The sequence below is a fragment of the Luteibacter sp. 1214 genome (assembly GCF_031455395.1).
Classification (GTDB): Bacteria; Pseudomonadota; Gammaproteobacteria; order Xanthomonadales; family Rhodanobacteraceae; genus Luteibacter; species Luteibacter mycovicinus.
In genome coordinates this window covers 102,441-115,071 of the sequence record NZ_JAVDSQ010000011.1, presented here as the reverse complement: position 1 = coordinate 115,071, position 12,631 = coordinate 102,441, and the positions used below count along the sequence as shown (strand labels likewise).

The 12,631-nt window shown below is 67.8% G+C and carries 14 protein-coding genes; 2 read left to right on the top strand and 12 right to left on the bottom strand.

The genetic code is table 11. From position 1 onward, the window contains the following. Positions 1 to 169: 169 nt before the first annotated feature. The 4 genes from hemE to J2X57_RS18805 form a co-directional block, all read right to left on the bottom strand. On the bottom strand, positions 170 to 1,243 hold the full coding sequence (gene hemE, locus J2X57_RS18820; RefSeq protein ID WP_036115170.1) for a uroporphyrinogen decarboxylase: 1,074 nt from the start codon (positions 1,241 to 1,243) through the stop codon (positions 170 to 172). Further along, positions 1,233 to 1,496: a WGR domain-containing protein gene (locus tag J2X57_RS18815; protein WP_036115167.1), complete on the bottom strand. Its 264-nt coding sequence runs from the start codon at positions 1,494 to 1,496 to the stop codon at positions 1,233 to 1,235. The genes hemE and J2X57_RS18815 overlap by 11 nt, the downstream gene beginning before the upstream one ends. A 67-nt stretch (positions 1,497 to 1,563) precedes the next feature. Then, positions 1,564 to 2,637 (bottom strand): 3-dehydroquinate synthase, encoded by a 1,074-nt coding sequence (aroB, locus tag J2X57_RS18810; protein ID WP_308847152.1) that lies wholly within the window; start codon positions 2,635 to 2,637, stop codon positions 1,564 to 1,566. Then, positions 2,637 to 3,167: a shikimate kinase gene (locus tag J2X57_RS18805; RefSeq protein WP_309869366.1), complete on the bottom strand. Its 531-nt coding sequence runs from the start codon at positions 3,165 to 3,167 to the stop codon at positions 2,637 to 2,639. Before J2X57_RS18805 ends, aroB begins: the two co-directional genes overlap by 1 nt. A 7-nt stretch (positions 3,168 to 3,174) precedes the next feature. Here J2X57_RS18805 and J2X57_RS18800 point away from each other — a divergent pair, with 7 nt between their 5' ends. Continuing rightward, positions 3,175 to 4,017 (top strand): NAD-dependent epimerase/dehydratase family protein, encoded by an 843-nt coding sequence (locus J2X57_RS18800; RefSeq protein ID WP_309869364.1) that lies wholly within the window; start codon positions 3,175 to 3,177, stop codon positions 4,015 to 4,017. A 112-nt stretch (positions 4,018 to 4,129) separates the two neighbouring features. Next, complete coding sequence (pdxH, locus tag J2X57_RS18795) at positions 4,130 to 4,717, top strand: pyridoxamine 5'-phosphate oxidase (RefSeq protein WP_309869362.1); 588 nt, start codon at positions 4,130 to 4,132, stop codon at positions 4,715 to 4,717. Between the two features lies 1 nt (position 4,718). On the opposite strand, the gene J2X57_RS18790 is transcribed toward pdxH, so the two are convergent. The 8 genes from J2X57_RS18790 to J2X57_RS18755 all read right to left on the bottom strand — a co-directional run bounded on the left by J2X57_RS18790 (position 4,719) and on the right by J2X57_RS18755 (position 12,617). Beyond that, the gene (locus tag J2X57_RS18790; protein ID WP_081907558.1) at positions 4,719 to 5,372 is read right to left on the bottom strand and encodes a response regulator transcription factor; all 654 of its coding nucleotides are present in this window, start codon (positions 5,370 to 5,372) and stop codon (positions 4,719 to 4,721) included. Beyond that, on the bottom strand, positions 5,342 to 6,907 hold the full coding sequence (locus tag J2X57_RS18785; protein WP_156128494.1) for a sensor histidine kinase: 1,566 nt from the start codon (positions 6,905 to 6,907) through the stop codon (positions 5,342 to 5,344). Before J2X57_RS18785 ends, J2X57_RS18790 begins: the two co-directional genes overlap by 31 nt. Before the next feature lie 81 nt (positions 6,908 to 6,988). Next, positions 6,989 to 7,783 (bottom strand): ABC transporter substrate-binding protein, encoded by a 795-nt coding sequence (locus tag J2X57_RS18780; protein WP_309869357.1) that lies wholly within the window; start codon positions 7,781 to 7,783, stop codon positions 6,989 to 6,991. 88 nt (positions 7,784 to 7,871) lie between these two features. Continuing rightward, the gene (locus J2X57_RS18775; RefSeq protein WP_309869354.1) at positions 7,872 to 8,894 is read right to left on the bottom strand and encodes a 3',5'-cyclic-nucleotide phosphodiesterase; all 1,023 of its coding nucleotides are present in this window, start codon (positions 8,892 to 8,894) and stop codon (positions 7,872 to 7,874) included. A gap of 17 nt (positions 8,895 to 8,911) precedes the next feature. Beyond that, positions 8,912 to 9,613, bottom strand: a complete 702-nt coding sequence (locus J2X57_RS18770; RefSeq protein ID WP_176167726.1) for an arginyltransferase — start codon at positions 9,611 to 9,613, stop codon at positions 8,912 to 8,914. Between the two features lie 12 nt (positions 9,614 to 9,625). Further along, positions 9,626 to 11,512 (bottom strand): PAS domain-containing sensor histidine kinase, encoded by a 1,887-nt coding sequence (locus J2X57_RS18765; RefSeq protein WP_036115144.1) that lies wholly within the window; start codon positions 11,510 to 11,512, stop codon positions 9,626 to 9,628. Next, a complete protein-coding gene (locus J2X57_RS18760; RefSeq protein WP_309869351.1) occupies positions 11,505 to 12,224 on the bottom strand; it encodes a biliverdin-producing heme oxygenase in 720 nt (239 codons plus the stop codon). Before J2X57_RS18760 ends, J2X57_RS18765 begins: the two co-directional genes overlap by 8 nt. Further along, positions 12,225 to 12,617, bottom strand: a complete 393-nt coding sequence (locus J2X57_RS18755; protein ID WP_036115141.1) for a hypothetical protein — start codon at positions 12,615 to 12,617, stop codon at positions 12,225 to 12,227. Positions 12,618 to 12,631 lie beyond the last annotated feature (14 nt).

Sequence of the window (12,631 nt, the reverse complement as noted above, 5' to 3'; positions counted from 1 at the left end):
CGACTACCGCCCGCCAGCCGAGTTTGAGAGGATGGCGGCTTAACGCTCCTATGCGTGGTCCTCAAATACCCGGCCACTACAGCCCTGCGCGCGATATCCTCTGGCGCGAACAGGTTCGCGGTCAGAAGCATCGCGCGCGGGGCGCGCTCCTACAGGGGTGTAGGGGGCCTCAGGGCCCCCGGATCGCCCGGCCGTGGGCGTGCACGGTATCGACGAGAACCTTTACGTTCTCCGGATTCACTTCCGGGGTGATGCCGTGGCCGAGGTTGAACACGTGGCCTGGATGGTTGCCGAACGAATCCAGCACCGCGCGGGCCTCACGCGCCACGATCTCGGGTGACGCGCGCAGGACGGCGGGGTCGAGGTTGCCCTGCAGGGCGACCCGGTCGCCCACACGACGGCGCGCCTCGCCGATGTCGATGGTCCAGTCCACACCCAGGCCATCGCAGCCGGTATCGGCCAGCGCTTCGAGCTGACCGTGCGCGCCTTTCGAAAACAGGATGACCGGCAGGTCGCGGCTGACCGGGTCGGCCTTGAGCGCGTCCACGACCCGGGCCATGTAGCGCAGCGAGAACTCGCGGAACGGCGCGGGACCGAGCAGCCCGCCCCAGGTATCGAAAATCATGAGGGCCTGCGCACCGGCGTGGGCCTGAGCGACCAGGTAGGCCGCGACCGAACGCGCGATGGTGTCGAGCAAGCGGTGGGCCAGCGCGGGATCGTTCCAGGCCAGCGCCTTGACCTGCGCGAAGTCCTTCGAGCCCTGACCCTCGACCATGTAGCAGGCGAGCGTCCACGGACTGCCGGAGAAGCCGATCAGCGGCACCCGTCCGTCGAGCTCCTTGCGGATGAGGCGCACCGCGTCCATGACGTAGCGCAGCTCGCCATCCATATCGGGCACGACCAGCTTGTCGATCGCGGCGGCGTCGCGGACGGGGCGCGCGAAGCGCGGGCCCTCGCCCGCTTCGAAGGACAGGCCGAGGCCCATCGCATCGGGAATGGTCAGGATGTCCGAAAACAGGATCGCGGCATCCAGCTCGAAACGCTCGAGCGGCTGCAACGTGACTTCGCAGGCGAATTCAGGATTCGTCGCCAGGCCCATGAAGCTGCCGGCCCGCGCACGGGTGGCGCGGTATTCCGGCAGGTAACGGCCGGCCTGGCGCATGACCCAGATGGGGGTGGTGTCGACGGGTTCGCGACGAAGCGCGCGGAGAAAACGGTCGTTACGCAGGACGTCAGCGGCCATGCGCCGACTCCTGACCTTGGCTGAACATCACTTTGAAGCCTTTCTTCAGTTGCGCGTCGCGCGCTTTTTCGAATGCCGCCAGCGCGCTGTCGCGTTCGATGTGTACCTCGCGCTTGAGCGAGGCCTTGCCGCCCTGCACGCCGCTTTCGCGGTACAGGGTCCAGCCGCCGAACAGGTCCTGTTCGAGCGTGATCTGAACGTAGCGGGGTGCTTCGGTCCCCGCTTCGGGCATGGTTTGCATGTAGATCCGCATCGAGCGATCCGGGCTGGCGCAGGGCCGATCATTGTAGGCGCTCCCCCGGAAGGGCGCACCCTGTGCGTCAAATGAGCACGCCGAGAACGTCGTCCTCGGCCACCCCGGCGACGATCTCCGCCCGGCCGATACCTCGCCAGAGGATCAGTCGCAGCGTTCCGGCCGTGTTCTTCTTGTCCAGCCGCATCAGTTCCAGTAGCCGGCTGGCGGCATGCTTGCCCGAGGGTTCCGTGGGCAGGTCCAGTCGCCGCAGCAGGGTGACCAGACGCTGCGTATCCGTCGCCGGGGCCATGCCCAGCCGTTCGGAGAGTTTCGCCGCCAGCACCATGCCGATGGCGACGCCTTCGCCGTGCAGGATCTCGCTGTAATTGCCCGCGGTTTCCAGCGCGTGCCCGAAGGTGTGGCCGAGATTGAGCAACGCGCGCTCGCCTTGCTCGGTTTCGTCCCGCGCCACCACACCCGCCTTGTAGCGGCACTTGCGGGCGATCGCCTCGATAAGGGGGCCGGTTTCGCGCCCGCTCAGCGCATCGGCGTGATCTTCCAGCCAGGCAAAGAAGTCCGGATCGCCGATGGCCGCGCCTTTGACGATCTCGGCCAGCCCTGCGCGAAACTCGCGCTGCGGTAGCGTATCGAGCACATAGGTATCGGCCACCACGGCGCGCGGCTGGTGGAAGGCCCCGGCCAGGTTCTTGCCCGCGGGCAGGTTCACGCCCGTCTTGCCACCGACCGACGAGTCGACCATCGCCAGCAGGGTGGTCGGGATCTGCACGAAGTCGATGCCGCGCATCCAGCAGGCGGCGGCGAAACCGGCAAGATCGCCGACGACGCCGCCACCCAGCGCGATCACGCAGGCGTCGCGTGTGGCGCCGAGTTCACCGAGCGCTTCGAGCACCTTGCCGACGTTGGCGAAGGTCTTGTGCGTCTCGCCGTCCTCGAGCAGGTACGACGACCAGCGCAGACCATCCAGCCCCTGGGCCAGCGCGTCGAGATAGAGCGGCGCGACGGTCGTATTGCTGACCACCAGCACGTGGCGGCCGCGGATCGCCGTGCGCCAGCGTGCGTTGTCGGCCAGCAGGCCGGGACCGATCCAGACGGGGTAGCTGCGACCGGCAAGGTCGACGTCGACGGTTGCGATGTCCATCAGGGGCGTTTCCAGTGGCGATCGAGGAGGGCGACGGCGCGGGGCACCGCGGCGTCCACGTGTTCGTGGCGACCGTGGAAGATCAGGTCGGCGATCTCTTCGTAGAGGTGGTTGCGATGTCCGGCCAGCGCTTCGAGTTTGCCCCGCCGGTCGGTGCCCGCGATCATCGGCCGTGCCCGGTCGTGCCGCAGACGGTCGAACTGTTCGTCGACGTTGACTGACAACAGCAGCACGGTGCCGCGCTCCGCCAGCGTCACGCGATTGCCTTCGTCGAGCACGGCGCCCGCGCCCGTCGCGAGCACGATGCCGTCGGCGCGACTAAACTCGTCCAGATGCGCGGATTCCAGCGCGCGAAACGCCGCCTCACCTTCGCTCTCGAAGAGGCTGGCAATCGTCACGCCGAGGCGGGCTTCGATCTCCACGTCGAGATCGACGAACGGCAGGCCATAATGCGCCGCGAGGCGTTGTCCGATCGTGGTCTTGCCGGCGCCCGTGGGGCCGACCAGAAACAGGTTGGGCGAGGGATTCATCGCATCCATGCTAGCAACAAGCCATCCCCAGAGGTACGAAACCGTGCTCGTCGCGGGCGCGGGTGACGTCGGCACGCGCGTCGCCCGGCGTCTCGTCGAGGCGGGGCATCGCGTCTTCGCCCTGCGCCGGAGCGAACGGCGGGACGGCGACGGCATCCGCTGGCTGCGTGGCGATCTCACGCGCCCCGACACCCTGAAGGCCCTTCCTCACGCCGATGCCGTGGTCTACGCGCCCACGCCCGGCGCGCGAGACGAAGAGGCTTACCGCGCCATCTTCCCCGACGGTCTGCGTCATCTGGTCGATGCGTTGCCTGTGCCGCCGCGTCGAACCGTCTTCGTCTCGTCGACGGCGGTTTACGGTGGGCAGGGCGGCGACTGGGTCGATGAAACGACCGTGCCCGCGCCGCCGGGATTCAATGGGCGCGTATTGCTCGAGGCGGAGCGGTGGCTCGCGTCGCGCGATATCGGTGGTGTCAGCGTGCGTCTGGCGGGCTTATACGGACCGGGGAGGACGCAGTTGCTCGACCGGCTACGTGAGGGGAAGGTCGTGGTGCCGAGAGGGCTCGGGATCTACGCGAATCGTATCCATGTCGATGATGCCGCGGCGGCGCTGGCGCTGGTGCTTTTGCTGGAAGATCCCGCGCCGGTGTACGTGGGGGTGGATGACACGCCGCTGCCGATCGATGTGTTGTATGACCATCTGGCGGGATTGCTCGGCGTGGCGTTGCCGGGCGAGGGGCCGGGGCCGGCGGGCGTGGGGAACAAGCGCTTGTCGAATGCGTTGTTGCGGGACGCGGGGTTCCGGTGTCGCTGGAGGGATGCGCGGGATGGATATGCGGCGTTGATCTGAGAGGCGTATCGCCGACGGCGCTGGCTCCCGCGCGGGCGCGCTCCCGCGGGTCGGGTGGGCGCGACGAAACGTCCGGGGACGCCTCGACCGGGCGTGCTAGCATCCGGTCACTATGCTGACTCCCGACATTCTCGATACCTTCCGCGGCCTGCTCGACGAGGCGAAAGCCAGCGGCGACCGCGAGCCGACGGCGATGAATCTCGCCACGTCCGACGCCAGTGGCCGGGTACACTCGCGCATCGTGCTGCTCAAGGGCATCGATGAGCACGGCCTGCGTTTTCACACCAACCGCGAAAGCGCGAAGGGCCGGGAGATCGCCGAGCATCCGCAGGTCGCGCTGTGCTTTCACTGGAAACAGATCCGCGAGGGTGTGCAGGTGCGTTTCGAAGGCCGCGTGCAACGGCTCGACGACGCGGAATCGGACGCTTATTTTGCCAGCCGTCCGCGTGGCAGCCAGATAGGTGCATGGGCGTCGAAGCAGAGCCAGACGCTTCCGGACCGCCAGACCTTCGAGGAGCGCGTCGCGCATTTCGAGCAGGAGTTTGCCGGGCGTGACGTTCCGCGCCCGCCGCACTGGGGTGGCTACCTGATGAAGCCCGACCGCGTGGAATTCTGGTACGGCGCCACCTTCCGTCTGCACGAGCGAATCGTGCACGACCAAGACGATTCGCGCTGGTCCACGCGCATGTTGTACCCCTGAGTTACAGCAGCAAACCCAGGTCTTCGGCGCGACGCACGAGTTCCACCGTGCTGTGTACGCCGAGGATCTGCATGATCATGTATTTGTGCGCCTCGACCGTTCGTGCCGACAAGCCCAGCTGTTCGGCGATCTGCCGCGAGCGCAGGCCGGTTCCGACCAGACGCAGCACCTCGCGCTGTTTGGGCGTGAGCTCGCGCAACTCGTTCGGTGGCCGGCTGGTGGAATGAACGCCGAGCGACGGCGTGACATACGTGCTTCCCGCGAGCACTTCGCGCAGTGCCAGCAGCAGTTCTTCGCCCGCGGCCATCTTCAGCACATAGCCGTTGGCGCCGGCCTTCATCGCCATCGCGGCGAGCGCCGGTTCGGCATGCATGGTGAGGAAGACGAACGGCGTATTGTCGCCGCGTGCGCGCAGCGCCTTGAGCACTTCAAGCCCGTTGCCGCGTGGCATGTTCACGTCGGACAGCACGAGGTCGGGCGCCTCGCGGGCGATCGCTTCCATCAGCGTGCCACCGTCCTCGACCAGGGCGACCAGGTCGTAGGTGTCCTCCAGCAGGCGCTCGATACCCTGGGCGACCATGCGATGGTCGTCCGCGAAGACGATGCGCGGTGGTCCATCGTGATTCAAGGGTGATGCAACGGTATGCGTATGCATAGTTCGACTCCTTTACCTGGTGCACTGCGGAGGTCGAAGCTGCCTCCCAGCAGCTTCGCCCTTTCACTCATGCTGATGAGACCGATGCCGGAGCGGTGAAACCGAAGTTCGTCCGGGTCGAATCCCTGGCCGTCGTCCGCGATCCTCAATACCGCCTGTCTGTCCGAAACCGCCACCGCGATGTCGACGCGGGAGGCCTCGGCATGACGCAGCGCGTTTCGTAAGGCTTCCTGGGCGACCCGATAGAAACACAGAGCGACCTCGCCGGGTAACGCGGCAACCTCAGGCGGTACCGACAAGCTTACATCGGGTTCGCTGGCGTGCCGCGGCGAGGCGCACAACGCCTGCAGCGCTTCGCGCAGTCCGGCATGGCTCAGCCAGCCCGGATGAAGCTGGTGCGACATCAGCCGGAGGTCCTCCGACAGCTCGATGACCTGGTTCTGCAGGGTGTCCACGTCGGTCGAGGCGGGTGGTGGAAGGCGGCGCCGCAAGGCGCTCAGACCGATGGATGTCGCAGCAAGTCGTTGATTGATATCGTCATGAATGTCGCGCGCCAGGCGCGCGCGCTCCTGCTCCTGGGTGGCGATCAGGTGGCCGGCCAGCTCGCGCATGTCGATCCGCGCGAGGTCCAGGGCACGCTGGCTGGCGTGGCGTTGTTCCACGATGGCGCTGACGACCAGGGCGCAGAACGTGGCGCCGAGCGTCCACAGCTGCACGCCGAGGGTCGTGCTCTGCAGGCTGTCCGAGACGAAGGGGCCGTGCCGGTCGACGCTCAGATGGGCGGCCATCACGACGATGACGAACATCGCCGCCGCGCTGCCGGCCATCTGGGCACGCAGGCAGGCGGCCGTGAGGATCGGTGCCGGGGCAAGGCACAAGAGCGGCAGCAGACCGGGCCGGTCGCCGAACGCGTACCAGACTGCGCCAAGCAGGGCGATGGACGCGGCCATTCCCAGCAGGAAGACCACTGACAGCGGGCCCGAGTGACGGACGGCGGCGTCGGAACTGCGCACGCTGATCCAGGCCGGCACGTACAACACGTAGCCCAGCGAATGGGCCAGCGCGACGTTGAGCCAGTCGCTGAGGATGACGCCGGGGAAGACGGTGTACGGGGCGACCAGTCCGATCAGCGTCGCCGACCCGGCCGGCAGGGCCACGATGGCGATCGCGCCGAAGGCCGTCAGCTTGCCGAAGTCCTGCAGCAGCGGCGCGTCGCCCCGCACCTGCAGCAGCAGCCACGCCGCGGGAGGGACGAGGGCCATGGCCGCGACCAGGACCATGCAGGTATCGAGCACGGGCAGGCGGAACAGGCCGACGCAGGCGCCGATCAGACCGGCCAGCGCGGATGCCGTCAGCCACGGCCAGCGACACGGCGGCGAGACGAGCAGGGCGCCGAGCAGCACGGCGCCCGGGAACCAGACGATGTGCGTGCCGCCCTGCTGACTCCACAGCGCGGCCGACAGCAGCTGCGCGGCCGCCGTGCCGACGAGGACGCCGCCGCACCACTGGGCGGTGCTGCCCGTCGCGCGTTTCATGCGCTGCGGCACAGGCCCTCCCGACACGTCCGCGGGGCCGGACCCGGCGCGCCGCGGTCATACCAGTCTGGCGTGCGCGTGTCAGACATGCCGGGCGCTCCAGCCGTGAATGATCCGGCGCAGCTCGGCCAGGCCGTCGGTCAGTGCCGCCGGACCCGGCTGCAGGATCAGCGGCGATTTCACCTCGTGGAGTTCGCCGTCGCGGATTGCCGGGACGTCCTCCCACCCCGCGCGTGCGGCGACGTGCTCGGGGCGGAAGCGCTTGCCGCACCACGAGCCGATGATGATCTCGGGCGCCGTCGAGACGATCTCCTGCGCGTCGCCGATGATCCGGTCCTTCGCCAGCGGCTGCGTGGCGCGATGCGGAAGCACGTCGTCCCCACCGGCCAGCGTCACCAGTTCGGAGACCCAGCGAATGCCCGAAATGTAAGGCTCGTCCCACTCCTCGAAATACACCCGTGGCCGTCGCGCCAGACGCGCGGAGGCTTCCCGCGTGGCGTCGAGGCCGCGCTCGAGCTCATCGGCGAGCGCGTTCGCGCGGGTGGCCGCACCGACGAGCGCGCCGAGGCGGCGGATGTAATCGACGATGCCTTCCACGCTGCGGTGGTTGGAAATCCAGACCTCGACGCCGGCCTTGATCAGCGCCTGGGCGATGTCCGCCTGAATATCGGAAAAGCCGATGGCGAGGTCGGGTTTCAGCGCCAGGATCCGGTCGACCTTCGCGCTGGTGAAGGCGCTGACCTTCGGTTTGTCGCGGCGCGCTTCCGGCGGGCGCACGGTAAAACCGCTGATCCCGACAATACGGTCCTGCTCACCGAGACGGTAAAGCGTTTCGGTGGGTTCCTCGGTGAGGCAGACGATGCGGCGCGGGCCCATGGCGGTTCCGGTGCGGGACAGACCCCGATTGTCGTCGCTCGTGGAGCCGGGAGCCAACGCGGGGCTTTTCACAGATCGGCAGCCTGCGTCAAAGCTTTACCCGGTCGCCCTGGCCGATAACGACATAACGGACACCGGTGGTGTCGCCTTCGGACAGCTCGCGGGCGATCAGGGCGCGCGGGTCGCGCCCCGGTTCCAGGCTGGGCTTGATGTGGTCGACGATGACGGGAAGCCCGTGCAGGGCAAGGGGGTCACCCGCCTGCGTGGCCAGGGCCGCCAGCTCACGGTGAAGCCATGCGGGCGTCATGTGTCCGAACAGCTGTGCGTCGGGTACATCGCCGGGCGACGATACCTCGATCTGCAGGCCCTTCAGCCGATGGGCGCGCACCAGTGGCGCCAGCACCTGCCAGATGTCGGCAAGCCGATGCTGCCCTTTCGAAAGCGCGTCCGGGCCGGTATCGCCGAAATACGCGTAATACGAGTCCCCGTGGCGCAGCAGGATCATCGACGACACGGCGCTGTCGTGCCACAGCGGATAGATGGCCGCCTGCATCGAGGTACCGGCGACCTCGAACCAGCGACCGGGCGGTTCGGCGGTGAGCGTATACCGGCCGAGGGCGGGGGCCTTGCCGGTGTTGGCCAGGTTGGGCCAGGCGTCCCAGTTGAAGTAATCGGCGCTGAGGCGTTCGGTGGTCGAGGCGAGCCCGTACAGCGGCTTGCTGCCGCGATCGTCGGGCGATGCGATGACGAGGCCGGCGATATGGTCCAGATGCGCGTGGCTGACGAAATAGCCCGCGATGCCGTTGCGCAACACGTTCCCGGCCGCCGCGAGATCGCTGCCATGGGCCTCCGGCAGCGCGCCGTGCGCCAGGGCGACCTGGATACCCGAGACCAGCGTTCCGGCGTCGAGACCGAGATACCTGTCGTCACCGGTGGCCTCGAGCAGGTACGCCGAGAGGTTGTCGGTGCGGATGCCGCCTTCGACGCCGAGCGCGACCAGCTCGAACGAGGGCGCGACGTCGGTGGGAGAAGGAGGCGATGCCGTGGCTGCGTCGGCTAAGGCGAAGGCGAGGGCGAACCACGCCGCGCGGATCAGGGGCAGGGATGTCATGCACGCATGATCGCCGCTCAGGGCGTCTCGATCCAGCGCCCATGCTTGCGGATTTCCAGCGGATGGAAGCGCCGCTTGTAATCCATCTTGGGATGCCCCGCGATCCAGAACCCGAGGTACACGTACGGAATGCCGCGGCGCTTTGCGAGCGCCACCTGCTGCAGGATGCCGAAGGTGCCCAGGCTTCGCGCCGATTCGTCCGGATCGAAAAACGTATAGACGGCCGAGACACCGGCCAGCGCGATGTCGGTCACCGCGACGCCGAGCAGACGTTCGCCCTGGCGCATTTCCAGAAACACGGTCGGGCTCCAGGGCGCGGCGAGAAAGCGCTGGAAATCCTCCGCATCCGCCGCGTCCATGCCGCCGCCAGGGTGTCGCGCGCGAAGATAGCGCTCGTAGAGTTCGTGGCGTTCGCTGGTGAAGCCCGGCAGCGTCTCGGTCACGCTGATATCGGCGTTACGCGAGGCGCAGCGGCGCTGGGTGCGGTCCGGCGTGAACCGATCGGCGTCGATGCGGCAGGGCACGCAGGCCTGGCAGGCGGCGCACTGCGGCAGGTAAAGGTGCCCGCCGGCACGGCGAAAGCCCTTGGCCAGCGCGGGCCCGTAGAGCTTGTCCAGATGCGGCGCGCCGGGATCGACCACCAGGTTCTGTGCCGTCCGCTCGGCGAAATAACCGCAGGAATGCGGCAATGTCTGAAACAGGCGGACTCGATCGGTCATGGACCGATCTTATTACGCCCGGTGGTGGACGGACATCCAGTGCGTGATAGTGCCGGTGGCATCGGTGACCGGTTCGAGTTCCAGGCGGCCCTGCAGCACGCCGCCGTCGGCCTTGCGCAGGGCGACATCGATGCGCGCGGCTTCGGCGGCGTCCAGCGTACCCGCGCGACGGGCGAACATGGCGTCATCGCCCACCAGAATGCTGCCGATATGCAGGCCCGCCAGGCTCTCGACGCGATGCCCGGTGGCGCGGACGAAGGCGTCGTTGACGAAGACGATCTGGCACTGGCGCCAGTCGGCATGGCTGGCGTCGGTGATGACGATGGCGTCGGGCAGGCGGGAGAGCGACGCGCGCATCAGCGCGAAGCTCTGCTGGTAATGCTTGCGCTCCATCATCTCGATCAGCACGCGCAGGCCGCGGGCGGAGTCGAGGTGCTGGCGCGACCATGGCCGCGAGCGACCGCGCACCGTTTCCTGCCACGACGAAAAACTCTGCCGGGGCGACAGGCGCGCGCCGGGGATGACCTCGAGCTTGGCCAGTGAGGGGTTGCCTGCCCAGCGTACGTTGCGCACCTGCTCCGCGCGCGTCCAGACCACCGCGTTATGCGAGTCGGCCTGCAGCGGCATGAAGATCACGCCCGCCGCGAGACCGGCGAATTCGGGTCCGGCCAGCTCGGGATAGTGCCTGCCGACCTCGTCGGTATTGAGCACGCCGGTGATGCTGTCGGCCATCATCGGCGTATCCGACGTGCCGACGACATCGCGGATTCGCAGTAGCGCGGCTTCGTCGGGCAGATGGCCATGGCGGATGACGCGGTTGCCGGCGAAGATCGCCACGCCATCGGCGTCGACCACCTCGAGCAATTCCGGTGCGAGCGTGGCCAGCAGTTCGGGATCGATGCGATCGCTTTCGTTGAACGCGGTGATCAGCTTTTCGCGGACCGTGAGCAGGGTGCTCTCGACCTCGATCTTGTCCATCTCCTCAATCGCGGCGACGCGCGTGGCGAACGCACGCGCGACGGAATCGGCCACCTGACGCATGCGGTGGTCGCAGAAGAACGGACTGTAGTGATGGCAGGCGATCAGGCCCCAGAGGCGGCCGTTCGCGATGATCGAGGCAACCAGTGTGGCGGTGACCCCCATGTTGCCGAGGTACTCCAGATGCACCGGCGACACGCTGCGCAGTGAGACATCGCTGAGGTCGGTCGCTTCGGACGTCTGCGGATCGTACGGAGGGAGAATGCGCGACGGGATGTACTTGCAGTCGCTGATCTGGCGGACCCGGTTGCGCAGGTACAGCGCGCGCGCCTGCACCGGAATGTCGGTGGCGGGATAGTGCAGGCCCAGATAGGGCTCCAGCTCGTCCTTGCGCGACTCCGCGACGACTTCGCCGTGCCAGTCGTGATCGAAGCGGTAGACCATGACGCGGTCGTAGCCGAGCAGGCCACGGATGGTGCGCGCGACACGCGTCGCCGCGCGCTGGACGTTGCCGTCGATTTCCAGCTTGTGCGTGAGGTCGTAGGCGACGCGGAGCGGATCGTCGTCGAAATAGTCTTCGCGCGGCTCGATCTCGATCATCCAGCGCGTGTCATAGGCATGCACGGTGGCATACCAGCCCGACTTGTCCACGTCGTGCGGGAACACCACGGGGACCCAGGAGCTGTGCGCCGGCCGCTCATCGTCGATGAACAGGTCGTCGGGGAGGCCGATCACTTCGTGTAGCGGCGCGTCCAGCACGGCGTCGAGGTCGACACCCAGCACGTCGGCCGCGTTTTCGCTGATCTGCAGGATCGTCCGCGTCGCCGCGTCGGCCACGATCAATACCCCATGGGGCTGGATCGAGCCGGGGATGTGGATCGGCTCGCGGTCGCAGGCGTTGAGGTCGGGCAGGTCAGACATGCGCGGCAGGCTCCATCAGGGTCTGTCGAAAGCGGGCGAACATGCGTCGCGCACCGTCAACGGCGGCGCGATGCGAGGCGTCGTCATGCAGCTGGGTGTCGAGGATGTGCTGGAAACGGCGCCAGGCCGAGGGGGCTTCCTCGCCGATGGCGTAGAAGCGGTGGTCGCGGTCCGGGTAGAGCTCGCGCAGGCGGCGGACGATCAGGCGGCCGCCGAGGGCGGAGCCTTCGATGACGTAGAGTTCGCCCCAGCAGGTCGCGGAGTCGTGGATTGAATCGCCAGCGGGGCTGGCTCCTGCGGGGACAGGAGCGTCGCGAGCGGGGCTCGCTCCTACGGGGGCAGGGGCAGGGGCAGGGGCAGGGGCATCGCGAGCGGGGCTCGCTCCTACAGGGGGGGCGTGGCCTTCGACGGGGCGGCTCGTGTAGGAGCGAGCCCTGTTCGCGACAGCCAGATCGCCCCGCAGCAACGACGCCCGCGACACATAGCTCCAACCCGCCTGAGGCACGACGTCAGCCAGCCACCCGGCGCGCTCCGCCTCCCACTCATCAAACAACCCCAGCTGCGCACGCAGCAGCGCCTCATACCCCGCCACGTCCAGCTCACCGTCCATCAGCCGGCGCATGCCGCCCGAGGCTTCGGTGTCCTCGTGCGCTTCGCGGGTTTCCTCGCGCAGCAGGAGATGGGCGGGGCGCGGCGCCACGATGTCGTCCACTCAGAGGACCTGGGTGGCCTTGAGGAACACCACCAGCATCACCCCGGCGACGATGGTCAGCACCATCAGGCGCACGCGGGACGCGGTGCGCTGCGCGACCGGACGGCGGTCCGGCGTGCGGTGCAGCTGGAGTTCCTCCTGGAAACGCACGACCGGTTCGATGCCGATGTCCTTCAGCAAGGCGCGGGCCTGCGGAAAATCGTCGGCGCTCTTTACCCACACCTGCGGCCAGGTATCGCGGTCGGACTGGCGCTGCGAATAGCTGAAGCGCTGGTAGGTCGGGCGATTCCAGGTCGAACGGTTGGTGACGGTCGTCTCGATCGCGTGCTCGGCGAGCAACGCGACGATCCGGTCGATGTTTTCGGGGCGGGGGGAGGTATAGATCTGGCGCATGGCCCGATTCTACG